Here is a 22,727-nt window from a genome sequence, read left to right on the forward strand (position 1 = left end):
GTAAGAAAAAATCAATATATTCACGATAAATTTACCTCATATCTGTGTTTTATATGTGGAAATTGGAATGGAAATTTATGTAGGCAAAGAAAAAAGAATAGCAAATGTGGTGACTCAACACTGGAATGACATAAAAGGATCAGACAGAGATTGGCCAGAAAGGCATGAAATAGACACTGCAGAAATAATGGAATCATGGCAGCATTGTTTTGTCATTGAAGTCAAGGATCAAGGTTATATTTGTGAAAATGCAGGAGAAAAGGCTGTTGAATTCTATGGTTTTGAGAAAAAGACGCGCATTGATAATAAGTATGCAATTGATGCACCATTTTTGCGACTATATAAAATAGATGCAGTTATTGATAAACTTGATACTGTAATAGAGAGTAAATGCCCGATCAATGAAGAGGAAGAAAGTGAAAGTGTTAAAATGAGGCAAGTATTGTTGCCACTTGGGAATAAAGAAGGTATAACACACATATTGGGCGTAATTACTTTTAAACTCCTTTAATATACAATTTTAATTTGATTCTTTAATAAAATTATTTATACTAATGCTTAATTACTATTAAAGAACTCAATAGTAGTGCTTGTAAATTTATTTGGAATATGAAGAAAATAAAATTAAAAACCAAATCTTCTGTGAAAAAGCGCTTTCACCTTACAGCTAAGGGTAAAGTTATTTCTACTCAGTCAGGCAAAAGGCATGGCATGGTAAAGAGAAGTAAATCTAATATTCGTAATCAGCGCGGTACAACGATTCTTGGTAAATCTGACTCGCGTATAGTTAAGCTTCATATGCCTTACGGTATTTAACAAAATGGAGGTAAAATAAAATGGCTCGGGTAAAACGTGGAGTCACTACTCACGCTCGTCATAAAAAAATATTGAAACTAGCAAAGGGTTATAGAGGACGTGCAAAAAGCTGTTATAGAATTGCATTACAGAGAGTTGAAAAAGCACTGCAATATGCTTACAGAGACAGAAGAACCCGTAAACGTGATTTCCGTAGCTTATGGATAATACGTATTAATGCAGCAGCAAGAGAGCATGGGCTTACTTATGGTAGGTTTATGCATGGTCTTACACTTGCCGGCATTGATTTAAATAGAAAAATTCTTGCTGAGATGGCAGTTAGTTATAAGGATGATTTTGCCAAATTAGTAGAAACTGTAAGTGGTAAATTAGCGGAGAATTCTTAAAGCAAAAACACCATGAGAATTATTTTCATGGGATCACCAGGATTTGCTGTTAATTCTCTGAGCTTGTTACTGAAATCAAAGAGCGAAGTGGTGGCAGTATACACCAAGGCTCCAAAACCTTCGGGGCGTGGACAGAAGCCAATGAAATCTCCAGTACATGTTATCGCTGAAGAAAGTAACATAGAGGTATGTACTCCTATCTCTCTAAAGTTCTCGGCAGAGCAAGAAAAATTTAGAAATTTCAAGCCAGACGTTGCGGTTGTTGCCGCGTATGGATTGATACTTCCAAGAGAAATTTTGAATATTCCAAAATATGGTTGTATTAATATTCATCCTTCATTACTACCAAGGTGGCGTGGTGCAGCCCCGATACAGCACACAATTTTAGCAGGAGATCAAGAAACCGGGGTTAGCATTATGCAATTGGATGAAGGATTAGATTCCGGCCCTATTTTAAAACAGGAAAAATTTCTTATCGAAAAGAACGATAATTACAAGACATTGCATGATAAATTATCTAAGCTAGGCAGTGATTTACTGCTGAAAGTGCTAAACGAAATTGAAAAACAGCTTCCCTTAAAACAGAACGATAACGATGCATGTTACGCTGACAAAGTGGAAGACTATAAAATTTATGCAAGTGATGCCTGTGAAGTTGCTTATAGAAAGGTTAAAGCGTTTTACCCAAAAGCGTTTATCAAGATAGAGAATAAACGTATCAGGATACTTGATGCTGACTTTGAAGCTTTCGCTTCAGAACAAGGTGAGATTGTTAACGATAATATGCACATAAGTTTAAAAGGTGGCATTTTAATTCCTAAAGTTGTACAAATGGAAGGAAGAAATCCTTGTAGTATTGAAGATTTTATTCGTGGTTTGAAATCAAGCATGGTAAAAAAATTTATAGAATAGACTGCTTTGAAGGAAAGGTTAGGAGGGCTAAAGCAACTTCTACAATTTGGTATTCCGCTGCTTGTTAGCGGAATCTACAACAAGATACCGCGTTTTGGTGTACGAACATTGCAATTTGCAGGTAATTTGAGTAGTAGATGGTGTCATTCCAGTCTGGAATCCAGTTTCTATTGTACAGCCACCTGGTGTGCTCATTTAAAGTGAAGTTTTCTGGATCCCAGACTGGGTGACATCTTTCTTGGTCTCTTGTATCACAATGTTCGTACAGTTGTGGATACCGCGGCGGTATGACGTAGTAGCTATATATAGACAAATTTTCTTTTCTTAGATATAATCTTAAAAAACTTTCCATATAAAAATGAAAATAAAAAGAGCTTTAATATCAGTATACGATAAAACGAATATAATTGATCTTGCATCGTTTTTAATGCAGCAACAAATAGAAATGCTTTCAACGGGAAATACTTATAAAGCACTATCTGATGCCGGAATAAAAACACAAGAGGTCTCAGATTACACACAATTTCCAGAGATACTAGGTGGTAGAGTAAAAACTTTACACCCTAAAATTCATGGAGGAATACTTTATGATCGAGAAAAGCACAAAAAAGAAGTGCAAGATCTAGAAATTGAGCCAATAGACCTGCTTATAACTAACCTATACCCATTTTGGGAGACAGTAAGTAGCGGCTCAAATGAAGAGCAAATTATAGAACAAATTGATATCGGAGGAGTGGCGTTAATTAGAGCTGCAGCAAAAAATTTTCGTTTTACTTCAGTTATTTCTAGCATTCAAGACTATGAAGCACTAAAAGCTGAGATGATAAAAAATAACAATGAAACACCATTGGAATATAGAAAACACTTAGCAACCAAAGCATTTGCTCTCACTGCACACTATGATTCTAATATTCACAGTTGGTTTTTATCCCAGAGTAAGAATAATGAATTACCAGAGTTTTTTGCACTATATGGACATAAAGTACAAGAACTCAGGTATGGTGAAAATCCTCATCAAAAAGCTGCATTTTATAGCAATCAATTCACCAAATATCCGCTGGAAAAAATACATGGGAAAGAGTTGAGTTATAATAATATAGTAGATATAGAGTCCGCACTTAACATAATTTCTGAATTTGAAGAACCTGCAGCAGTGATAATCAAGCACAATAACCCGTGTGGCGCTGCTGTTGGTGATAATGCTTTGGAGGCATATAAAAAAGCTCTATCGTGTGATGAAGTAAGCAGTTTTGGTGGTATAGTTGCCTTAAATCGGGAGATAGATTTAAAGCTAGCAGAAAAATTAAACGAGATATTTTTGGAAGTAGTGATAGCACCATCGGTAAACAATGAGGCACTAAAAATTTTACAAAGAAAGAAAAATTTAAGAGTGATTATTCATAAATCTTTCCAACAAAATGTGAAATACCAAATTAAAAACGTTGTTGGCGGGTTTTTGGTGCAAGAAAATAATAACCATACAATACAAGCAGAAGAAATGAGGCAAGTAACAGAACACGCTGCAACGGAAAAAGAAAAAGAAGATCTTATTTTTGCTTGGAAAATATGTAAACATGTGAAATCTAATGCAATAGTTATAGCAAAAGACGGTTGTGCTGTCGGTATCGGTGCAGGGCAAACGAGCAGAATAGATAGCGTGAACATTGCAGTGAAAAAGGCGGGTGAAAAGTGTAAAGAAGCAGTGCTTGCTTCAGATGCATTTTTTCCATTCCCAGATAGCATAGTAGAAAGTGCAAAACATGGAATTACAGCTATAATTCAGCCCGGCGGCTCGCTGAAAGATCAAGATGTGATAAAAGCTGCAAATGAAAATAAAATTGCCATGTTTTTCACCGGCATTCGTAGCTTTTTTCATTAGGCTTGTATCTCATGTCAATGTACACTTTTTCGCGCATTTAACATTGCTTTGATCATAATTGTATACAAAAACCGTTTACAATCAGCGCTCAATATGATAAATTGAAACCAGTTTATTCCTCGGTAGCTCAGTGGTAGAGCAGTTGGCTGTTAACCAATTGGTCGCTGGTTCGAATCCGGCCCGGGGAGCTCTTCTCTGTTGAATTTTAGTGTTGATTTTATATGGGCATTAAATCAGTCGTTTTATGTATACTAGATGGCTGGGGAAATGGAGTAGAAAACAGTAAATACAATGCTATTAGCAACGCAAATCCACCCTGTTGGCAATATATTAGCTCTAATTATCCAAAATGCAGTTTATCCGCCTGTGGAACTGATGTGGGGTTACCTGGTGGTCAAATAGGTAACTCAGAAGTTGGCCATATGAATATTGGCAGTGGTAGAGTGGTAATACAAAGCCTTCAGCGCATTAATCAAGAGATTGGAACAATAGAAAACAATGTAAATCTACAAAGTTTTATTAATGATCTAAAAAGTAAGAACGGAGTATGCCATATAATGGGATTGGTGTCCGATGGTGGTGTTCATTCGCATCAAAAGCATATTTCAACTTTAGCAAATAAAATATCACAGCATGGAATAAAAGTGGTGATACATGCATTTTTAGATGGCAGAGACACATTGCCAAATTCAGGAAAAAAATGCATTCAAGAATTTACAAAGAGTATAAAGGGAAATGACACAAGAATTGCTACTGTTTCTGGGCGTTACTATGCTATGGACCGTGACAACAGGTGGAAGAGAACAATCGAAGCTTATGAGGCTATCGCATTTGCAAAGGCACCTTGTCATGATAATACAGTATCGTTGATTGATGAAAATTATCAAAATAACATAACTGATGAGTTTATTAGGCCCGCAGTAATAGGTGACTATCAAGGTATAAAACCAGAAGATGGAGTGCTGTTGGCTAACTTTCGTGCTGATCGAATGATACAATTAGCAAGTATTTTGCTTGGCAAAACAGATTACGCTAAGGTAGCAAAATTCTCTTCAATTTTAAGTATGATGAAGTACAAAGAAGATCTCAAAATTTCTTATATTTTTCCTCCTACTTCTTTCGCTGATACTCTAGGACAAACAATAGAAGACAATAAATTACGACAATTACGTATCGCCGAAACCGAGAAATACGCTCATGTGACTTTCTTTTTCAATTGTGGAAAAGAAGAACCTTTCTCTGGTGAAGAAAGAATTCTCATTCCCTCACCAAAAGTTCAAACTTACGATTTGCAGCCCGAAATGTCAGCCTTCGAGCTCACAGAAAAGCTTGTAGAAAAAATTCACTCCCAAGAATTCGCACTGATAGTTGTAAATTACGCTAATCCTGATATGGTAGGGCATACAGGTAATATAAAAGCAGCCGAGAAAGCTGTGCTAGCTGTAGATGATTGTCTTGCAAAAGTGCTGAGTGCTGTTAAAAAGTCAAGCAACACCGCGTTAATTGTCACTGCAGACCATGGTAATGTGGAATGTATGTTCGATGAAGAAAATAATACACCTCATACAGCACACACTCTAAATAAAGTGCCATTTATTGTGTCTTGCAATAATCTAAAACTAAGAGACGGAAGGTTATCTGACATTGCCCCTACTATTTTACAGCTACTTGGAATTAAGAAACCGGATGAAATGACAGGCAGTTCGTTGATTTCTTGCATTACCCTCTGTCATTCCAGCTAGGCAGCGTTATGCACCGGAATGACATCAAATAGATGTGTTTTAACTTAATCCAACTTTTAAATTTTTCGCTGTTAGTACTAATGATTCATTAAAGAAGCTGTCAATATCACCAATACTATCTATATTTTTTGTACTGATAGATTGGTCAATTCTTTTGACCAAATTAGATAAAACTTTATTAGAGCCAATTTCAACAAATTTGTTAATGCCACGGCTTGACATATACAAAACCATTTCTCTCCATTTCACTCTGCTTACAACTTGCTTGGCGAGTAAAGTTTTTATAACTTTGGGATCACTCTCCTCTTTAGCTGTAACATTTGATATCAAAGGAACTATAGGACGGGTTATTTTAATACCCTTCAAAAACTCCAAAACTTTTTCATCAGCAGGTTTCATAAGAGATGAATGAAAAGGCCCACTAACCTGTAATTTAATTAGTTTCCTCACACTCGAGTTTTTGAATAAATCGGGTAACATTTCAAGAGCTTCTCTAGTGCCACTTATAACCACTTGTCCGCCACCGTTATCGTTTGCAATTTCACAAATTCCGTCAATTTGAACTGATTTCAATATATCTTCCACTTCATTTATCTCTGCTCCAAGCAACGCAACCATTCCGCCTTTACATTTCAGTGAAGCTTCATGCATTGCTTCGCTGCGAACTTCCAGCAGCTTGATTGCAGACTCAAGCGTTAACGCTCCTGCAGCACACAGCGCTGTATATTCGCCAACTGAATGCCCACAAACATATTTAACATTGTGATCAGTGAAAAGAGATTTGCCAAACACATGCTCCATAACACGTAGCATTGCAATTGATACTGCCATTATAGCTGGCTGAGCGTTTTCTGTAATGGTTAATTCTTCAATAGGACCGTTGAAGATTAAATGAGACAGCTTTCTACCCAATATGCTATCTACTTCATTAAATACTTGTCTTGCAACGGAAAACTCACTATATAAGCTCTTTCCCATTCCTACAAACTGAGAGCCCTGACCAGGGAAAGCGAAAATCATGATAATTATTACTTATTCCTTATTAAGTATAACATTTTATTTATTTTTTGTCAATATTTTAGAATAATGATTGACTTAGTGAATTAAGTTCACTAGAATGTTAACTGACTAAAAGTTTATAAACAACAATGAATTATCATAAAATTATTATAGTTATGACAGACGGTCAAGAGTTTGAAACTCGTTCCACTTATGGAAAGGAGGGAGATAGGGTAAAACTTGATAGAGATCCTCTTACTCACCCTGCATGGACTGGAAGTTTGACAAGCGGGTTAGCAAGTAAAACTAGCAAATTAGCTAAGTTTAACGATAAATATGGAAGCATTTTCTAATTTTCCTCCTCTTTAAGTTTTAGAGAGTCTACTGAAGCATGCATAAATACAAAAATATAGGCTATGTTGCTTCTCCATCACCAAAATCGCAGGAAGTATCTAAACTATTAAAGAAACTTAATTTTATCAATATAACAGAAGAAAATAAGTCCGAAATCGATCTATTGATAGTTGTTGGCGGTGATGGCTTTATGCTACGCACTTTGCACAATTACGTCATAGAAAATAAAAACATGCATGTGTATGGGATAAACACTGGCAATGTTGGGTTTTTGATGAATAAATGCTTTAGCCGCAGTGAAGATTTAATTGATCATATAGAGCATGCAACTTCAACTCAGTTAACTTTGCTAAAAATGGAAGCAACAGACACAAGTGGCAAGAGATATCATTACATAGCAGTAAACGAAGTATATGTTTTTAGAAAAGCGAACCAAATAGTAGAAATGAATATTACTATTAATGATAAGCTAAAAGTAGAAAAATTTAGAGGGGACGGAGTAATATTATCTACTCCCACAGGCAGCACTGCATACAACTTCTCTGCCGGAGGCCCAATCTTGCCGCTAAATTCAAATTTACTTGCACTCACTTCTATCAATAGCTATTACCCAAGGCATTGGAATGGAGCATTAATATCAAACGATACAATCGTACAAATTGACATTAACGACACAAAAAACCGTCCAGCACTTGTAGTATCAGATTACAAGGAGTTTCATAATATATCACAGATAAAAATACAAAAAGACCACGAAAACACAATAACTTTGCTTTTTGACAAAGATTACCCTCTGAATGAAAGGATCTTTGATAGACAATTTCTATACTAATAATGTATCTGTTCAGATGCATGGCTAATGTAGGCTCTGTGGACAAAAAATATGAAAAGAGAGAAAAAGATGGTAGTTTAGCCTAATAGGTAAAAAATGGAGAAACTACCATATGCAATATTACATCAAAGAGGAAAATTGGAAACAAATTTTAGAGTTCATAAAAAGCGTAAAAGGAATGCACAGCAAAGATGAAAAACGTTTAAGAATATTCATAGAGGCAGTGTGGTACATAGTGCGAAGTGGTTGCCAATGGAGACTTTTACCAAAAACTTATGGTAATTACAGGAGTATACATAAGCGATTTAAAAGATGGTGTGAAAGAGATGTCTGGAAAAAATTGCTTGAATATACTAAACAAGAGCCTGATTTAGAAGTTGCTATAATCGACGGTACGATCATCCGAGCCCATCCATGTTCATCTGGATATACAAAAAACTCCAAGGATCAAGAAGCTTTAGGGAGGAGCAAAGGTGGCTTTACAACTAAAATACATGCGCTTGTCGATGCACTTGGAAATCCACTTAAATTTACTCTGACTCCTGGTCAAAGAAATGAAATTACGCAGGCACAAGTGTTGACCGAAAGTATCTATAACTCTACTGTAGTAGCTGACAAGGGCTACGATAGCAATGCCTTTGTTACAAGTCTTGAAGACAAGGGATGTACAGTAGTTATTCCGCCAAAACGGAATCGAAAAGTGCAAAGGTATTACGATGAGCATATCTACAAAGAACGTCATTTGATTGAGTGTTTTTTTGGTAAAATTAAAAATTTTAGGCGCATTTTTTCCAGATTTGATAAAACTGCTGAGGTTTTTATTGGTTTTCTCAATTTTGTTGGAGCTCTTGTATGGCTTCTCTAAAATTTTGCCCACAGAGCCTACAAATATTGAAACAAAAATTCCAGTGCCCCTGTGATGTCATTCCAGTGCTTGACACTGGAATCCAGCTTTTGATCGAAAATGTTGTATAGTACACAATCAAATTTTCTGGATCCCAGTGTCTGGGCACTGGGATGACACCCATTTGTTCCTATAGTTGTCTTTTCTCGTCTACCTTATTTTGCCACTCTGCTAAACAGATACATTATCTGTAAATTGGTATTTACTACATCTTAATAACTATAGCGTAATCAATGCAGCATAGTAATTAACTTTGGAGTGAATATGCATGGGTCAGTCGAAAAATCAACAGTAAAATTAACTTCCTACGAACAAACAGGTGAAAATAGCAAGATAACACTAAAAGATCCACCATCGCCTGAAGAAGCAGGAAATGCTATCTCAAGTGTACTGAATGTAGTACCACGTGTGCAGGGAATGTCACATGAAGAATCAGATGATGAGGAAGTGGATCCTACTTATGCATCTATAAATCGACAGAAAGATTGTGATGGAGCACCACCAGTTCCGTCAAAAAATCCAGCTTTACAACGCAGAGATTTGTTAAATCTTAATACTATAGTACCACCATCCCCTCCTTCTAAAATAAAAGATGGGCCAACTCATGTTTCTTTGTCAGAAATGCCAGCAAGTTCATCTTCAAAAGATAGTTTAGAAAGTGGAATAGGTAGTCAAAATCCCACTCTAAGCAGATCACCTTCTCAAGAGACAGTATTTAGTCCACCTTGGAATAATGAAATATTAGAAGATTTACAAAGAACTAACAGCTCAAGTATACCTCCAACTGGCTCACTACCATCATACACAAGCGCAGCAGATGGCTCTAAAAAGTCTTTGCTTACAAATAGTAAATTTAACATAAATGACGATGCAATTTTAAAAAATAAAAAAACAAACAGATTCTTGCCAAGAGCAAAGTATGCCATGCAGCAGAAGAGTTTTGTAATTTTTGGTGCAAATGCTATTATACTCAGCACATCTGCAGCTTTATTATATTTACAAGATAAAGCAAAATTTATTGCATTTTTTACAAACAGCCCAAAATATATCACTATACCAGTTATCGCACTTGCTGCATTGCTTGCAATTGGTCCAATATTTTTTGCAACAAGGCAATTTATAGATACTGAAGAACATTCCATTCAAAAAAAAGATGCGGATAAAATTTTAGCTGAGGTGTTGGAGCACCAGCCAAAAGATAAAGCTATAAAATCTGTAAGACTGGAATATAGCAATGACACTCATTCAAATTTTGTACTTAATGCTTGGGAAGCTAAACAAGGCTTCACTAACATTGACGAAAAAGTAATTACTAGAACTAATAAAATAAAATCAGTAATTAACGACAGACCAATATTTACTGCATTATTTACTGGTGTAGTTGCTGCAAATATAGCGTTTCCTCTAGGGCTACTTGCAACACATGGTGTTAATGGTGTACAAAAATTTTACCAAAACCCTTTGACTAATAACATAGGATTATCATTACTTATAGGTTCTGGTATACTTGCATTACTCATTGTGGGTTTTGGCATACATTATTATAGAAAAACAAATTGCACTAATCTTATATATTCGCAGGAAAAGATTGACCCTAAAAGCGTTAACAAGAAATTCATTGAAGAAATAAAACACGAAAGAACAAATGTTCTTGGGGAAAACCACGGTAAAGACGCTAAACGCAGCAGCTTAACGCTTGAGCAAGTTGTGGTTCAATCTCATAATTGTAAGGATGTTGTTTATAGTGTCGGTTAATTGACCTTACCCAGAAAAAGTGGAGAGAAAGTTTGGAATGTTTTTCACAAAGAGAATGATGAATCAAAATGCTCAGGAATGCAATAGTTAATAGTGGAGTGTCTACGTTGTTTGTTATAAAAAATTTCTATATATTCAAATATAGCAGTTTTGATATGCTGTTTAGAGTGCCGAGAGGTGTCTATTGGTAACTCCCTTTTTAGAGAACTGAAGAAGCTTTCCACAACAGAATTGTCGTAACAACAACCTTTATGACTCATCTATGTTTTTTATGGATAAGAGATATTGATAACCTTGCGAAGTATATTGTGAACCTTGATCACTATGTAATAGTAGATTTTTGGCAGGTTTACGCTTGTTAACGGCCATTAATAAAGAGTCCATAACCAATTGTTTATTTATTGAACTGCTCATTGACCAGCCAACTACCATGCGTGAATATAGATCGATTATTGTTGCCAAATATAGCCATCCTTCTTTGGTTTTTATATAAGTAATCCCATACTTTATTTGGTTGATCGACAATAAAGTTTTGGTCTAATATATTGGGAGCTACGACTCTACTGTCCGTTTGTTGTTTCTTAATTTTAAATTTTCTTCTCAATATAGCCTGAATACCATTTTTCTGCATAATACTTTGCACTGTTTTTAAGTTGCAACTTTTACCCAAAGCCTTTAATTCAGCATGAATTTTAGGAGCTCCATATCTACATTTAGAAGCTTGATATATTTTTTGAATATCTGCTAGGCTCTGTGGACAAAATTTTAGAGAAGCCATACAAGAGCTCCAACAAAATTGAGAAAACCAATAAAAACCTCAGCAGTTTTATCAAATCTGGAAAAAATGCGCCTAAAATTTTTAATTTTACCAAAAAAACACTCAATCAAATGACGTTCTTTGTAGATATGCTCATCGTAATACCTTTGCACTTTTCGATTCCGTTTTGGCGGAATAACTACTGTACATCCCTTGTCTTCAAGACTTGTAACAAAGGCATTGCTATCGTAGCCCTTGTCAGCTACTACAGTAGAGTTATAGATACTTTCGGTCAACACTTGTGCCTGCGTAATTTCATTTCTTTGACCAGGAGTCAGAGTAAATTTAAGTGGATTTCCAAGTGCATCGACAAGCGCATGTATTTTAGTTGTAAAGCCACCTTTGCTCCTCCCTAAAGCTTCTTGATCCTTGGAGTTTTTTGTATATCCAGATGAACATGGATGGGCTCGAATGATCGTACCGTCGATTATAGCAACTTCTAAATCAGGCTCTTGTTTAGTATATTCAAGCAATTTTTTCCAGACATCTCTTTCACACCATCTTTTAAATCGCTTATGTATACTCCTGTAATTACCATAAGTTTTTGGTAAAAGTCTCCATTGGCAACCACTTCGCACTATGTACCACACTGCCTCTATGAATATTCTTAAACGTTTTTCATCTTTGCTGTGCATTCCTTTTACGCTTTTTATGAACTCTAAAATTTGTTTCCAATTTTCCTCTTTGATGTAATATTGCATATGGTAGTTTCTCCATTTTTTACCTATTAGGCTAAACTACCATCTTTTTCTCTCTTTTCATATTTTTTGTCCACAGAGCCTAGGCTCTGTGGACAAAATTTTAGAGAAGCCATACAAGAGCTCCAACAAAATTGAGAAAACCAATAAAAACCTCAGCAGTTTTATCAAATCTGGAAAAAATGCGCCTAAAATTTTTAATTTTACCAAAAAAACACTCAATCAAATGACGTTCTTTGTAGATATGCTCATCGTAATACCTTTGCACTTTTCGATTCCGTTTTGGCGGAATAACTACTGTACATCCCTTGTCTTCAAGACTTGTAACAAAGGCATTGCTATCGTAGCCCTTGTCAGCTACTACAGTAGAGTTATAGATACTTTCGGTCAACACTTGTGCCTGCGTAATTTCATTTCTTTGACCAGGAGTCAGAGTAAATTTAAGTGGATTTCCAAGTGCATCGACAAGCGCATGTATTTTAGTTGTAAAGCCACCTTTGCTCCTCCCTAAAGCTTCTTGATCCTTGGAGTTTTTTGTATATCCAGATGAACATGGATGGGCTCGGATGATCGTACCGTCGATTATAGCAACTTCTAAATCAGGCTCTTGTTTAGTATATTCAAGCAATTTTTTCCAGACATCTCTTTCACACCATCTTTTAAATCGCTTATGTATACTCCTGTAATTACCATAAGTTTTTGGTAAAAGTCTCCATTGGCAACCACTTCGCACTATGTACCACACTGCCTCTATGAATATTCTTAAACGTTTTTCATCTTTGCTGTGCATTCCTTTTACGCTTTTTATGAACTCTAAAATTTGTTTCCAATTTTCCTCTTTGATGTAATATTGCATATGGTAGTTTTTCCATTTTTTACCTATTAGGCTAAACTACCATCTTTTTCTCTCTTTTCATATTTTTTGTCCATAGAGCCTAGAGAATAAGTGGTTGAATGATAGAATAGAAACGTTACGTGAAGTACAAAAGGCACTACGTGAGAAAAAACATGAACTTAGTGAAAAAGTAGAGGCATTGAATAAGGAAAAAAATAAACTTTCTAAAGAAGTAGAGGAATTACGTGAAGAACAAGAAAGGCTGCATGCAAACTTAGATAAGCTACAATGTAAAATTAAAGAGGTCAACAAAGAAAAGAAAAATTTATCTAAAGAATTAAAAGAGAAATTTGAAGAGTTAGATGAAGCAAATGGTTTAATTAAAAATCAATCTTTTGAGTTAGATGGGATAAGAAAAGATTGTAATAATGAAGTAAAAAGTTTAAGAAATTCACTTTTAGAACGAGACAGTCAAATAGAAGATTTTTTGAAAGAGAAAGAAAAACAAGTGAATTTTGCGCAACTGTTGATAAGATGCGTAACAGACAATATAGAAGAACCAATAAGAAATAATGATGGAAAAGCAATATTAGATACGATTCAAATATTAAAGTCTGCGTTACAAGGAGAAATTGCACGGCTTTTGCCAGACGAAACGCCTTCTTCTTCGCTGGAAGATCTTGGATATGAATCATTATTTGTCAGTCGCTCATCCACCCCGACCAAGTTGCCAAATTCACTATTGACAGAATCTTATGAACGCAGTCAGTTCAATCAGAGTGAAAGTATTTGCAAAACACAACAATGAGTCTTATTATAAGATAAATCATGCAAGATAATGAATCCAATAATATGCGCACTGGATACACAAGACTTAAATAAGGCTATTTCTCTAGCTAATGCTCTGCGTGGTAAAGTTGGCATGGTAAAGCTGGGATTAGAATTTTTTGCTGCTCAAGGTCTTTCTGGAGTGCAAGAAGTTGCAAAATGCAATGTACCAATTTTTTTAGATCTGAAATTGCATGACATTCCAAACACTGTAGCTAAAACAGTTGAAGTAATAAAAGTTCTGAACGTTGAAATGTTAACTCTGCACATCAGCGGTGGAACAAAAATGCTTGAAGAAGCGCTAAGTGTAGTGCAAGGCACAAAAATAAAGCTGATTGGAGTGACAGTGCTAACTAGTATGAGCAATGAGGATTTAAACGAGCTTGGAGTAGCAAGAGAGGCAAAATCACAGGTAATTTTGCTTGCAAAGCTTGCAAAAAAGATTGGACTCCATGGAATAGTCTGTTCTGCACTAGAAGCTCAAGAAGTGCGCCGAGAATGCGGTGAAGACTTGAAAATTATTACTCCAGGAATTCGTATAGATCCAGGTCATGACGACCAAAAAAGAACAGCAACACCAAAAGAAGCAATAAATTCAGGAGCTGATTATATCGTCATTGGCAGACCCATTACAAAAACTACAAGTAGTGCGGAGCTAATATTGAAATCCATGAAAGAATTTTAATATAATAACTTAATTTATAAAAATACTAACATATTAATTAGGAATAAGCATGAGCAATATCAATAGAATAATACGCGAAGTAATCAAGGAATTCCGCTCAAAATTACCAGATAAGGAAATAGAGGAATATTCTGGCAAATTGAATAAGCTACATATCTACCAGTGCAATAAGCATATAATAGAAAATAAGAAGCTATATCATTATACAATAAATGGGAAAACCCATGCTATGGGTCAGCATGGGCATAATTTTGTCAAGAGTTTAGAAGTTATCTTGAGGAATAAGCCACAAATTTCCTTAGAAGAGGTAATTGATTTTATGGAAAAAATAATTAATTTTGGTATTGATAGTTGTTATGGAGCATTTGAGATGATATTTGAATCTCGCTCTGGTGTTACAATAGATGATGCAGTTAATTTTGTAAAAGATAGCTTATCTAGTAAATTTTATAGATTCCATGGCAGTGGGATTTTCAAAGTAATATTAGAACTTAATCCAGAGAGCTCTCTTGAAGAGATAGAGAAACAATTTAGCAAAGTAGTAGATCCTTACTTTCTTAATGCTTGGAGTCGAGAAAGTGAAAGGGCTTTTGCTAAGATATGTAGGTTATGTAGAGAAGGACATGTGGAGAATATGCAGAAATTTGATTTTAGCAATTTTAATTTAGATCAAGATAGTGCTGGAGCATTAAGAGCACTGTTACAGTATTGTGTTGACGTTTCTAATCAAAAAGCTTTAGGTGATTCACATGAATTGCATAGAGAAGAGATGGAGGGGATATATAAATTTGATGATAATTACGATTTAAATTTAGATAGTGATCATAATGATAGTATCTGGCATTGAAATTATACTACAATAATAAAATAACTGGATAAAAATTATCACCAAAAAAATTCAAAAAAGTGCTTGACATAAAAGAACGAACATTATATAGTGTCATTATCTTCTATTTTACCTCGCTTAATTTAATTACTGGATTAAGCTTACAGTACTAAGCGTGGCACAAAGTGCCACGCTATTTTTCGGTTTACATTTTCAACAGATAAAAAATGATGCCATTTCAGTGCCAAGCACATAACTGTACGAACATTCATTTTTAAAGGTAAATTGCACAACAGATGATGTCATTCCAGTGCTTGAAACTAGAATCCAGAAATTTTGCTTATAACTGAGCTGATGAGCTAAAGGTAGTTGTCTTACGCTAAAACAAACGTTTTTAATTAAGTTGCATAGAAGCTGGATCCCAGTGTCAAGCACTGGGATGACAAGAAAGGGAGCACTGGAATGACATCGTTTACTATGTACCATATTGCAATATTCGTACAACTGTGGGAAACATCTATAGACCTGCTGCGAATCAAGCGATAAAAAAAAGGAAAGGAGGGTGAATAAAATCAAGGTTAACTAAAAGGCGTGCTTAAGATTTACAATACCAGCAATAATATTGAACCTCAAGTTATATTTTTTCTGAAAATTGCGATAAACATTCGACATAATCTTAAATATCTTTATCTCTCGGATCTTATTTTCTACTCTCATTCTAAATGATGCTAACCTTCTATTATGCTCTTTCTGCTCTGGAGTTAATGGCTTTTTACGATACTTTTTATATGGAATTATAACATTGCTTTGCAATTTTTGCCAACCTTGATATCCAGAATCAGCATGTTTTATGCTATCAAGTGGTAAATATTTTTCTTGTTTCCTTATGCGAAAATCACTAATTCTACCACGGTATGACTTTGACACTGATAAAATTCTTCCTCCTTCTTCGATAATAATCTCAGTTTTCATAGTGTTGGTTCTTTTTTTTCCTGAATATGATTTCTTCCGTTTTTTACTATCTTCTGGCCTCTGTATTTGCTGTTCTGTAACATCAGCCAAAATCTTCAGTATTTTTTCTGGCGTCATACTTCTATCTTTTGTTATAGTCACTTTTTTGGCGAGTAATGGCTCTATTCTCTTAAGTAACCTACATACATTTGCGTTGTGCACATTGAATAGGCATCCTAAAAATCTATGTGTTATGTAAGTGCGATAGTACAAAATTACGCAAAACAACTTATCTTCCAGAGTTGGTAGTTTTGATCTTCTACCATGACACTTTTTCTGTTTTTCAAGTTTTTTCCATCCAGACCTCACTTTTTCTAGGCTCTGTGGACAAAAAATATGAAAAGAGAGAAAAAGATGGTAGTTTAGCCTAATAGGTAAAAAATGGAGAAACTACCATATGCAATATTACATCAAAGAGGAAAATTGGAAACAAATTTTAGAGTTCATAAAAAGCGTAAAAGGAATGCACAGCAAAGATGAAAAACGTTTAAGAATATTCATAGAGGCAGTGTGGTACATAGTGCGAAGTGGTTGCTAATGGAGACTTTTACCAAAAACTTATGGTAATTACAGGAGTATACATAAGCGATTTAAAAGATGGTGTGAAAGAGATGTCTGGAAAAAATTGCTTGAATATACTAAACAAGAGCCTGATTTAGAAGTTGCTATAATCGACGGTACGATCATCCGAGCCCATCCATGTTCATCTGGATATACAAAAAACTCCAAGGATCAAGAAGCTTTAGGGAGGAGCAAAGGTGGCTTTACAACTAAAATACATGCGCTTGTCGATGCACTTGGAAATCCACTTAAATTTACTCTGACTCCTGGTCAATGAAATGAAATTACGCAGGCACAAGTGTTGACCGAAAGTATCTATAACTCTACTGTAGTAGCTGACAAGGGCTACGATAGCAATGCCTTTGTTACAAGTCTTGAAGACAAGGGATGTACAGTAGTTATTCCGCCAAAACGGAATCGAAAAGTGCAAAGGTATTACGATGAGCATATCTACAAAGAACGTCATTTGATTGAGTGTTTTTTTGGTAAAATTAAAAATTTTAGGCGCATTTTTTCCAGATTTGATAAAACTGCTGAGGTTTTTATTGGTTTTCTCAATTTTGTTGGAGCTCTTGTATGGCTTCTCTAAAATTTTGTCCACAGAGCCTAGGCTCTGTGGACAAAAAATATGAAAAGAGAGAAAAAGATGGTAGTTTAGCCTAATAGGTAAAAAATGGAGAAACTACCATATGCAATATTACATCAAAGAGGAAAATTGGAAACAAATTTTAGAGTTCATAAAAAGCGTAAAAGGAATGCACAGCAAAGATGAAAAACGTTTAAGAATATTCATAGAGGCAGTGTGGTACATAGTGCGAAGTGGTTGCCAATGGAGACTTTTACCAAAAACTTATGGTAATTACAGGAGTATACATAAGCGATTTAAAAGATGGTGTGAAAGAGATGTCTGGAAAAAATTGCTTGAATATACTAAACAAGAGCCTGATTTAGAAGTTGCTATAATCGACGGTACGATCATCCGAGCCCATCCATGTTCATCTGGATATACAAAAAACTCCAAGGATCAAGAAGCTTTAGGGAGGAGCAAAGGTGGCTTTACAACTAAAATACATGCGCTTGTCGATGCACTTGGAAATCCACTTAAATTTACTCTGACTCCTGGTCAAAGAAATGAAATTACGCAGGCACAAGTGTTGACCGAAAGTATCTATAACTCTACTGTAGTAGCTGACAAGGGCTACGATAGCAATGCCTTTGTTACAAGTCTTGAAGACAAGGGATGTACAGTAGTTATTCCGCCAAAACGGAATCGAAAAGTGCAAAGGTATTACGATGAGCATATCTACAAAGAACGTCATTTGATTGAGTGTTTTTTTGGTAAAATTAAAAATTTTAGGCGCATTTTTTCCAGATTTGATAAAACTGCTGAGGTTTTTATTGGTTTTCTCAATTTTGTTGGAGCTCTTGTATGGCTTCTCTAAAATTTTGTCCACAGAGCCTAGGTTTTCTTTGCCTTTTTTTTCTGCCTAGTAAATTTCTTAAACATTTATAGCTAAGGTTAGTTGCATTTAAAAACAGCTAAATTGCAGTGTTTAAGACTTAAAAAACGCCAATACTGAAAATAGATAATGACCAGGGCTTCTTTTGCCTTTTTTTTATTTGGTAAATTTCTTAAATATTTATAGCTAAACGACAATCGTCATCCCGCTGCTTGTTAGCGGGATCTAGAGATACCGCGAATGAATCGCGGTATGACGGTTCGTGGCGGTATGACGGTTCGCGGCGGCATGACAATAAGCTCGTCATCCCGCTACGTGTTAGCGGGATCTCTTGTTAGCGGATGAGATACCGCAAATGAATCGCGGTATGACGGCTAAGTAGGGTGTCATCCCAGTGCTTGACACTGGGATCCAGAAAAATTGATTGTAAACAAACGACTATACAACATTTTCAATAAAATTACAAAAAAGCTGGATCCCAGTGTCAAGCACTGGGATGACGTCATAGAGGCGCTGGGATGACACCCTGACAACCGTCATCCCGCTACGTGTTAGTGGCTGAGATACTGCGGCGGTATGACGTAGGACTGCTGTCACCCCGCTACGTGTTAGCGGGATCTATTATGAAATACCGCAGCGATATAGCTACAGAAAACTTGTATAGATTTTTTCTACTTCTGTGATATCATAAGCCTGTAATGATAAAATAAGTAAATATGGATAAGTCAGCGTATGAGATCATAGAACATGAGTATGATGTGGTAGTAGTAGGTGCAGGTGGAGCAGGGCTCAGAGCAACGCTTGGGATGGCTGCAACTAATTTTTCAGTTGCCTGCATTTCTAAAATTTTCCCTACACGAAGTCATACAGTTGCAGCACAAGGCGGAATTAGTGCAGCTTTAGGTAATATCGGTGAAGACGATTGGCGCTGGCATGCATATGACACAATAAAAGGTTCAGACTGGCTTGGTGATCAAGATGCAATAGAATATATGTGTAAAAACGCTGCTAAAGCTGTTATTGAACTTGAAAATTTTGGCGTACCTTTTTCTCGTACAGAAGATGGCAAAATATACCAGCGTTCCTTTGGTGGAATGACAACTCACTTTGGTAAAGGAAAATCAGCTCAACGCACTTGTGCGGCGGCAGATAAAACTGGGCACGCGATCCTTCACACTCTATATCAGCAGTGTCTTAAATTCAACGCTGAATTTTTTGTTGAATACTTTGTGATTGATTTAATTATGGATAGCGAAACCGGAGCATGCTGCGGAGTTCTTGCTTGGTCGCTATGCGACGGTACATTACATAAATTTCGTGCGCATAGAGTGGTGCTAGCAACAGGTGGATATGGACGTGTTTATTTCTCTGCAACAAGTGCGCATACCTGCACAGGTGATGGTAATGGCATGGTAGTAAGGGCTGGATTACCGCTTGAAGATATGGAATTTGTACAATTTCATCCAACAGGAATATATGGCTCAGGGTGCTTGATGACAGAAGGATGCCGTGGTGAAGGGGGGTACCTCGTTAATTCTCAGGGCGAAAAGTTTATGAAACATTACGCACCAAAAGCAAAAGATTTAGCTTCCCGTGATGTGGTAAGTCGTGCAATAACAATTGAAATTAGAGAGGGAAGGGGAGTTGGACCGAAAAAAGATTACATGTATTTAACTATAGCGCATCTTGATCCGGAAGTAATAAAGCTCAGATTGCCGGGCATCAGCGAAACCGCAAGAACTTTTGCTGGAGTTGATGTCACTAAAGATCCAATACCGGTCATTCCGACTGTTCACTACAACATGGGTGGCATTCCAACCAATTATCATGGAGAAGTGATCACGCTGAAGCAAGGTAAGGAAGAAGTGGTAGATGGACTATTTGCAATTGGAGAAGCTGCGTGCGTCTCTGTGCACGGTGCAAATCGACTTGGTTCTAACTCGCTTCTTGATCTTGTGGTTTTTGGCAGAGCTGCAGCGCTCAGAGCAAGAGAGAAACTAAAATCCGGTACACCACATAAAAAATTGCATTCAGACTGCACAGACTGGATAGTAGATAGATTCAATAAAATGCGATTTGCTTCTGGTGGGCTAAAAGTAGCAAAAATACGCAGTGAAATGCAGAACACTATGCAAAAATACGCATCAGTTTTCCGTGTTGCTGAAGTTTTAGAAGAAGGCAAAAAAGCTATAAAAAAGGTAGCAAAAATGATGCCTGATATTTCACTTGAGGATCGCAGTATGATGTGGAATAGTGATTTAGTTGAAGCACTGGAGCTTGCTAACATGATCCCACAAGCGGTTATTACCATGGAATGCGCAGCTAATCGCGAGGAAAGCAGAGGTGCCCATGCTCGTGAAGACTTTCCTGAACGTGATGACAAAAACTGGATGAAGCACACTATAGCGTGGCTTGAAGAAAAGAAAGGGCAAATTAACGTAAAAATTGATTATAAAAAAGTGGCTGAAAAAACTCTGAGCGGTGAGATTGATTTCATAGCGCCAGAGAAGAGGGTTTATTAGTCAGCCCATCTAGCTTATTCATGAATTGACGTAGTATTGATACATCGCTCATTTTAGTAGCTGGGTTTTCTGTATGCTCTGGTTGATTTGGTGACTCTTGTACTGCTTGATTTTTAGTCTCATTTCTTAAATTCTGTTGATCATTATTAACAAGGTTCTTCGAAGCTTGATTCTGCTCTGTTGTTGAATTAGAGCGGTTTTTGTCGTTAAATGTGTCCTGTGCTTTGTTGGTTGATTTTTCAAAAAGTTTCTTAATACCACTAAATCCTAAAGTTAAAGTAAGGCATATAACTCCAGCAACAGCTATGATAGGAATGGCTGCTCCAATTGCCATTTGACCCTGAAAGAAAGCAAATGTTACCATTGCAATAACAGTAATCGTTATCGTGATTGCTAACAGTTCGCGGGTCCTTTTTGCTGGATCTATGAATCCTGCTACAGCAGATACTCCTTTTTTTATACCAGAACCTGCTTCTTTAATGCCAGACTTGCATTTTTTTGAAGCAGTTTTACAGTGGTATTTTTCTTCAAGCTTCTCTTTTAGTTCTTTAGCTTTCTCCTGTGCTTTCTGTGAAGTCCCTGAATAATCTTTTAGATCTCGTAAAGTTAAATAGTACTTTTTAGTATGGAATTTTGGATCTTTCAGCTCCAGAGAACAGGGATCAGCGCCTATTTCTAGCAGCATTGTACAAAATTTTGTTGTATTGTCATAAGCAGTTGCTGTATCAAAAATTGTTCCTTGCGGTAGGTATTCGATACTTCTTTTTTCTGCTTTTTTCTTTAATGCCAATTCTAGGGGTGTGTTCCCTTCTCCATTCTTAGCATTTATAGCTTTACCTAATTTATCTTTAGATATTGTTCCATTTTTTACTAAACCTAAAATCAATTCCAAACATGTAACTTTTTGTTCTCCTTTGAATGAAGCAATATAGTGCAGAGCATTTTTTTCATCTTTATCTTGCACAGTAATATCTGCACCGTTTTTTAGCAATAGTTCTAGGGTTTCATACCTTTTAGTTTTTTCAAATTTTCTATCTGTACATGATCGATCCTCATTCTTTCCTTTTATATGCTGAAGCAGCTGATGAAGAGGCGTTTGTTCTTCCTGATTTTTACTATTAATGAGTTGTGCTAAATCTTCCTCGGTGACCGTTTTTATTAGGGTACCTAGAAACTTGCATTTCTGTTTCTTTTCCAACGACACGATAAGGTGTAAAATATTGTTGTCTTTTTCACCTTTCATACTATTAATATCCGTACAATCTTTTAGATATTTTTTAAATTTCCTGTTATTTCCATTTTTGATCGCTTTTAGTAATAGAGCATTGCTATTTGTTATTTCGTTGCTTATTTCTACTTTATGATCATCTTCAATATCGCTACCGTAGCCACTTTCTGCTTCACTATCTTCACTATTCCTACGATCATTTTTGTTGTGGGTAATACTATTAGAACAATATTTGCTATTATCAGTAATTTCTGAAATTACTTGCTTTACTCGTTCTTTTGTTTCATTTGATATTTTTTTCGATCGTTTTATTGCTTTATCTAGCACTGGAAGGAAGCATTGGACATAATACCTATAATATTTTTCTTGTTCTCTAAGTGATTCTTCTAATTTAGTTAATACTTCAGGGCTAGCACCTTCCTTGAATAACCTTTTACACTCCTTGAGAGCTCCATCTTGACCTCTTGGTTTTTCACGCTTGTGTTCTTCTTTTTTTACCTTTCTCTCTATAATGCCATACAATTGTTCGTCTTTTCTATCCCGCTCTTGCTTTTCATTTTTATCTATGTATTCATCTAATTTTTTTGCATTAGTAGTTAGTGCGTTTAGATCTATATCCATACTAAAACCTCAATATTAAAAGCTATTTAAGTTGTCAGCTAGGCTCTGTGGACAAA

Annotated in this window: 23 protein-coding genes, 1 tRNA gene and 3 pseudogenes; 20 read left to right on the forward strand and 7 right to left on the reverse strand. The window is 36.0% G+C overall.

What is annotated here, in order from left to right; translation table 11 throughout:
• The first annotated feature begins 67 nt into the window (after positions 1-67).
• The 4 genes from OPR60_RS00630 to fmt all read left to right on the forward strand — a co-directional run bounded on the left by OPR60_RS00630 (position 68) and on the right by fmt (position 2,114).
• Positions 68-511 carry a PAS domain-containing protein gene (locus OPR60_RS00630; protein ID WP_010962890.1) on the forward strand — a complete coding sequence of 148 codons (444 nt, stop codon included), beginning with the start codon at positions 68-70 and terminating at the stop codon, positions 509-511.
• Between the two features lie 98 nt (positions 512-609).
• On the forward strand, positions 610-816 hold the full coding sequence (gene rpmI / locus OPR60_RS00635; protein WP_007548610.1) for a 50S ribosomal protein L35: 207 nt from the start codon (positions 610-612) through the stop codon (positions 814-816).
• 20 nt (positions 817-836) lie between these two features.
• Entirely contained in the window at positions 837-1,202 is a 366-nt protein-coding gene (gene rplT, locus OPR60_RS00640) for a 50S ribosomal protein L20 (protein WP_065094413.1), read from the forward strand.
• Between the two features lie 12 nt (positions 1,203-1,214).
• Complete coding sequence (fmt, locus tag OPR60_RS00645) at positions 1,215-2,114, forward strand: methionyl-tRNA formyltransferase (RefSeq protein WP_065095289.1); 900 nt, start codon at positions 1,215-1,217, stop codon at positions 2,112-2,114.
• A gap of 87 nt (positions 2,115-2,201) precedes the next feature.
• On the opposite strand, the pseudogene OPR60_RS06970 reads toward fmt, so the two are convergent.
• A pseudogene (locus tag OPR60_RS06970) lies at positions 2,202-2,352 on the reverse strand (WPE palindromic element domain-containing protein); the annotation flags it as partial.
• A gap of 120 nt (positions 2,353-2,472) precedes the next feature.
• On the opposite strand from OPR60_RS06970, the gene purH reads away from it, so the two are divergent.
• The 3 genes from purH (at position 2,473) to gpmI (ending at position 5,735) form a co-directional block, all read left to right on the forward strand.
• Positions 2,473-3,993 carry a bifunctional phosphoribosylaminoimidazolecarboxamide formyltransferase/IMP cyclohydrolase gene (purH, locus tag OPR60_RS00655; protein ID WP_065094415.1) on the forward strand — a complete coding sequence of 507 codons (1,521 nt, stop codon included), beginning with the start codon at positions 2,473-2,475 and terminating at the stop codon, positions 3,991-3,993.
• 116 nt (positions 3,994-4,109) lie between these two features.
• Positions 4,110-4,181, forward strand: a tRNA-Asn gene (locus OPR60_RS00660).
• A 33-nt stretch (positions 4,182-4,214) separates the two neighbouring features.
• Positions 4,215-5,735, forward strand: coding sequence for a 2,3-bisphosphoglycerate-independent phosphoglycerate mutase (gene gpmI / locus OPR60_RS00665; RefSeq protein ID WP_065094416.1), 1,521 nt, complete (start codon positions 4,215-4,217; stop codon positions 5,733-5,735).
• Between the two features lie 39 nt (positions 5,736-5,774).
• On the opposite strand, the gene fabD is transcribed toward gpmI, so the two are convergent.
• Positions 5,775-6,755, reverse strand: a complete 981-nt coding sequence (gene fabD / locus OPR60_RS00670; RefSeq protein ID WP_265039677.1) for an ACP S-malonyltransferase — start codon at positions 6,753-6,755, stop codon at positions 5,775-5,777.
• A gap of 128 nt (positions 6,756-6,883) precedes the next feature.
• On the opposite strand from fabD, the gene rpmE reads away from it, so the two are divergent.
• The 5 genes from rpmE to OPR60_RS00695 all read left to right on the forward strand — a co-directional run bounded on the left by rpmE (position 6,884) and on the right by OPR60_RS00695 (position 10,579).
• Positions 6,884-7,087, forward strand: coding sequence for a 50S ribosomal protein L31 (gene rpmE / locus OPR60_RS00675; RefSeq protein WP_007548602.1), 204 nt, complete (start codon positions 6,884-6,886; stop codon positions 7,085-7,087).
• 38 nt (positions 7,088-7,125) lie between these two features.
• The gene (locus tag OPR60_RS00680; RefSeq protein ID WP_065094418.1) at positions 7,126-7,920 is read left to right on the forward strand and encodes an NAD kinase; all 795 of its coding nucleotides are present in this window, start codon (positions 7,126-7,128) and stop codon (positions 7,918-7,920) included.
• A gap of 112 nt (positions 7,921-8,032) precedes the next feature.
• Positions 8,033-8,785: an IS5 family transposase gene (locus OPR60_RS00685; RefSeq protein ID WP_265039632.1), complete on the forward strand. Its 753-nt coding sequence runs from the start codon at positions 8,033-8,035 to the stop codon at positions 8,783-8,785.
• Positions 8,773-8,895 carry a hypothetical protein gene (locus OPR60_RS06960; RefSeq protein ID WP_410541807.1) on the forward strand — a complete coding sequence of 41 codons (123 nt, stop codon included), beginning with the start codon at positions 8,773-8,775 and terminating at the stop codon, positions 8,893-8,895. The genes OPR60_RS00685 and OPR60_RS06960 overlap by 13 nt, the downstream gene beginning before the upstream one ends.
• 193 nt (positions 8,896-9,088) lie before the next feature.
• A complete protein-coding gene (locus tag OPR60_RS00695; protein ID WP_265039679.1) occupies positions 9,089-10,579 on the forward strand; it encodes a hypothetical protein in 1,491 nt (496 codons plus the stop codon).
• Positions 10,580-10,623: 44 nt separating this feature from the next.
• On the opposite strand, the pseudogene OPR60_RS06975 reads toward OPR60_RS00695, so the two are convergent.
• From OPR60_RS06975 to OPR60_RS00710, 3 genes and pseudogenes are all read right to left on the reverse strand, one after another.
• Positions 10,624-11,327 (reverse strand): annotated as a pseudogene (locus OPR60_RS06975) (IS3 family transposase); the annotation flags it as partial.
• A gap of 17 nt (positions 11,328-11,344) precedes the next feature.
• The gene (locus tag OPR60_RS00705; protein WP_265039632.1) at positions 11,345-12,097 is read right to left on the reverse strand and encodes an IS5 family transposase; all 753 of its coding nucleotides are present in this window, start codon (positions 12,095-12,097) and stop codon (positions 11,345-11,347) included.
• Between the two features lie 100 nt (positions 12,098-12,197).
• Positions 12,198-12,950 (reverse strand): IS5 family transposase, encoded by a 753-nt coding sequence (locus OPR60_RS00710; RefSeq protein ID WP_265039632.1) that lies wholly within the window; start codon positions 12,948-12,950, stop codon positions 12,198-12,200.
• A gap of 94 nt (positions 12,951-13,044) precedes the next feature.
• Here OPR60_RS00710 and OPR60_RS00715 point away from each other — a divergent pair, with 94 nt between their 5' ends.
• The 3 genes from OPR60_RS00715 (at position 13,045) to OPR60_RS00725 (ending at position 15,289) form a co-directional block, all read left to right on the forward strand.
• Entirely contained in the window at positions 13,045-13,737 is a 693-nt protein-coding gene (locus tag OPR60_RS00715) for a hypothetical protein (protein ID WP_265039681.1), read from the forward strand.
• A gap of 30 nt (positions 13,738-13,767) precedes the next feature.
• A complete protein-coding gene (gene pyrF, locus OPR60_RS00720; RefSeq protein WP_065095194.1) occupies positions 13,768-14,442 on the forward strand; it encodes an orotidine-5'-phosphate decarboxylase in 675 nt (224 codons plus the stop codon).
• Between the two features lie 229 nt (positions 14,443-14,671).
• The gene (locus OPR60_RS00725; RefSeq protein WP_265039682.1) at positions 14,672-15,289 is read left to right on the forward strand and encodes a hypothetical protein; all 618 of its coding nucleotides are present in this window, start codon (positions 14,672-14,674) and stop codon (positions 15,287-15,289) included.
• A 561-nt stretch (positions 15,290-15,850) separates the two neighbouring features.
• Here OPR60_RS00725 and OPR60_RS00730 read toward each other — a convergent pair.
• A pseudogene (locus OPR60_RS00730) lies at positions 15,851-16,597 on the reverse strand (transposase); the annotation flags it as partial.
• 79 nt (positions 16,598-16,676) lie between these two features.
• Here OPR60_RS00730 and OPR60_RS06720 point away from each other — a divergent pair.
• The 5 genes from OPR60_RS06720 (at position 16,677) to sdhA (ending at position 20,822) form a co-directional block, all read left to right on the forward strand.
• Positions 16,677-16,817, forward strand: coding sequence for a hypothetical protein (locus OPR60_RS06720; protein WP_406829573.1), 141 nt, complete (start codon positions 16,677-16,679; stop codon positions 16,815-16,817).
• An 87-nt stretch (positions 16,818-16,904) separates the two neighbouring features.
• Positions 16,905-17,117, forward strand: a complete 213-nt coding sequence (locus tag OPR60_RS06725; protein ID WP_406829575.1) for a hypothetical protein — start codon at positions 16,905-16,907, stop codon at positions 17,115-17,117.
• Positions 17,118-17,123: 6 nt separating this feature from the next.
• Positions 17,124-17,429: a transposase gene (locus tag OPR60_RS06730; RefSeq protein WP_406829820.1), complete on the forward strand. Its 306-nt coding sequence runs from the start codon at positions 17,124-17,126 to the stop codon at positions 17,427-17,429.
• A 100-nt stretch (positions 17,430-17,529) separates the two neighbouring features.
• Positions 17,530-18,282, forward strand: a complete 753-nt coding sequence (locus OPR60_RS00740; RefSeq protein ID WP_265039632.1) for an IS5 family transposase — start codon at positions 17,530-17,532, stop codon at positions 18,280-18,282.
• Positions 18,283-19,016: 734 nt separating this feature from the next.
• The gene (sdhA, locus tag OPR60_RS00745; protein WP_065094600.1) at positions 19,017-20,822 is read left to right on the forward strand and encodes a succinate dehydrogenase flavoprotein subunit; all 1,806 of its coding nucleotides are present in this window, start codon (positions 19,017-19,019) and stop codon (positions 20,820-20,822) included.
• Here sdhA and OPR60_RS00750 read toward each other — a convergent pair.
• A complete protein-coding gene (locus OPR60_RS00750) occupies positions 20,794-22,671 on the reverse strand; it encodes an ankyrin repeat domain-containing protein (RefSeq protein ID WP_265039683.1) in 1,878 nt (625 codons plus the stop codon). The two genes, sdhA and OPR60_RS00750, sit on opposite strands and share 29 nt — an antisense overlap.
• Positions 22,672-22,727 lie beyond the last annotated feature (56 nt).

The sequence above is a fragment of the Wolbachia endosymbiont (group A) of Trypoxylon clavicerum genome, assembly GCF_947251665.1.
GTDB lineage: Bacteria > Pseudomonadota > Alphaproteobacteria > Rickettsiales > Anaplasmataceae > Wolbachia > Wolbachia pipientis.

Excerpts from the sequence above, each read along its gene's own strand:
- OPR60_RS00630 (WP_010962890.1), top strand. The coding sequence starts at position 68 with ATGGAAATTTATGTAGGCAAAGAAAAAAGAATAGCAAATGTGGTGACT.
- rpmI (WP_007548610.1), top strand. The coding sequence starts at position 610 with ATGAAGAAAATAAAATTAAAAACCAAATCTTCTGTGAAAAAGCGCTTT.
- rplT (WP_065094413.1), top strand. The coding sequence starts at position 837 with ATGGCTCGGGTAAAACGTGGAGTCACTACTCACGCTCGTCATAAAAAA.
- fmt (WP_065095289.1), top strand. The coding sequence starts at position 1,215 with ATGAGAATTATTTTCATGGGATCACCAGGATTTGCTGTTAATTCTCTG.
- purH (WP_065094415.1), top strand. The coding sequence starts at position 2,473 with ATGAAAATAAAAAGAGCTTTAATATCAGTATACGATAAAACGAATATA.
- gpmI (WP_065094416.1), top strand. The coding sequence starts at position 4,215 with ATGGGCATTAAATCAGTCGTTTTATGTATACTAGATGGCTGGGGAAAT.
- fabD (WP_265039677.1), bottom strand. The coding sequence starts at position 6,755 with ATGATTTTCGCTTTCCCTGGTCAGGGCTCTCAGTTTGTAGGAATGGGA.
- rpmE (WP_007548602.1), top strand. The coding sequence starts at position 6,884 with ATGAATTATCATAAAATTATTATAGTTATGACAGACGGTCAAGAGTTT.
- OPR60_RS00680 (WP_065094418.1), top strand. The coding sequence starts at position 7,126 with ATGCATAAATACAAAAATATAGGCTATGTTGCTTCTCCATCACCAAAA.
- OPR60_RS00685 (WP_265039632.1), top strand. The coding sequence starts at position 8,033 with ATGCAATATTACATCAAAGAGGAAAATTGGAAACAAATTTTAGAGTTC.
- OPR60_RS06960 (WP_410541807.1), top strand. The coding sequence starts at position 8,773 with ATGGCTTCTCTAAAATTTTGCCCACAGAGCCTACAAATATTGAAACAA.
- OPR60_RS00695 (WP_265039679.1), top strand. The coding sequence starts at position 9,089 with ATGCATGGGTCAGTCGAAAAATCAACAGTAAAATTAACTTCCTACGAA.
- OPR60_RS00705 (WP_265039632.1), bottom strand. The coding sequence starts at position 12,097 with ATGCAATATTACATCAAAGAGGAAAATTGGAAACAAATTTTAGAGTTC.
- OPR60_RS00710 (WP_265039632.1), bottom strand. The coding sequence starts at position 12,950 with ATGCAATATTACATCAAAGAGGAAAATTGGAAACAAATTTTAGAGTTC.
- pyrF (WP_065095194.1), top strand. The coding sequence starts at position 13,768 with ATGAATCCAATAATATGCGCACTGGATACACAAGACTTAAATAAGGCT.
- OPR60_RS00725 (WP_265039682.1), top strand. The coding sequence starts at position 14,672 with ATGGGTCAGCATGGGCATAATTTTGTCAAGAGTTTAGAAGTTATCTTG.
- OPR60_RS06720 (WP_406829573.1), top strand. The coding sequence starts at position 16,677 with ATGCAATATTACATCAAAGAGGAAAATTGGAAACAAATTTTAGAGTTC.
- OPR60_RS00740 (WP_265039632.1), top strand. The coding sequence starts at position 17,530 with ATGCAATATTACATCAAAGAGGAAAATTGGAAACAAATTTTAGAGTTC.
- sdhA (WP_065094600.1), top strand. The coding sequence starts at position 19,017 with ATGGATAAGTCAGCGTATGAGATCATAGAACATGAGTATGATGTGGTA.
- OPR60_RS00750 (WP_265039683.1), bottom strand. The coding sequence starts at position 22,671 with ATGGATATAGATCTAAACGCACTAACTACTAATGCAAAAAAATTAGAT.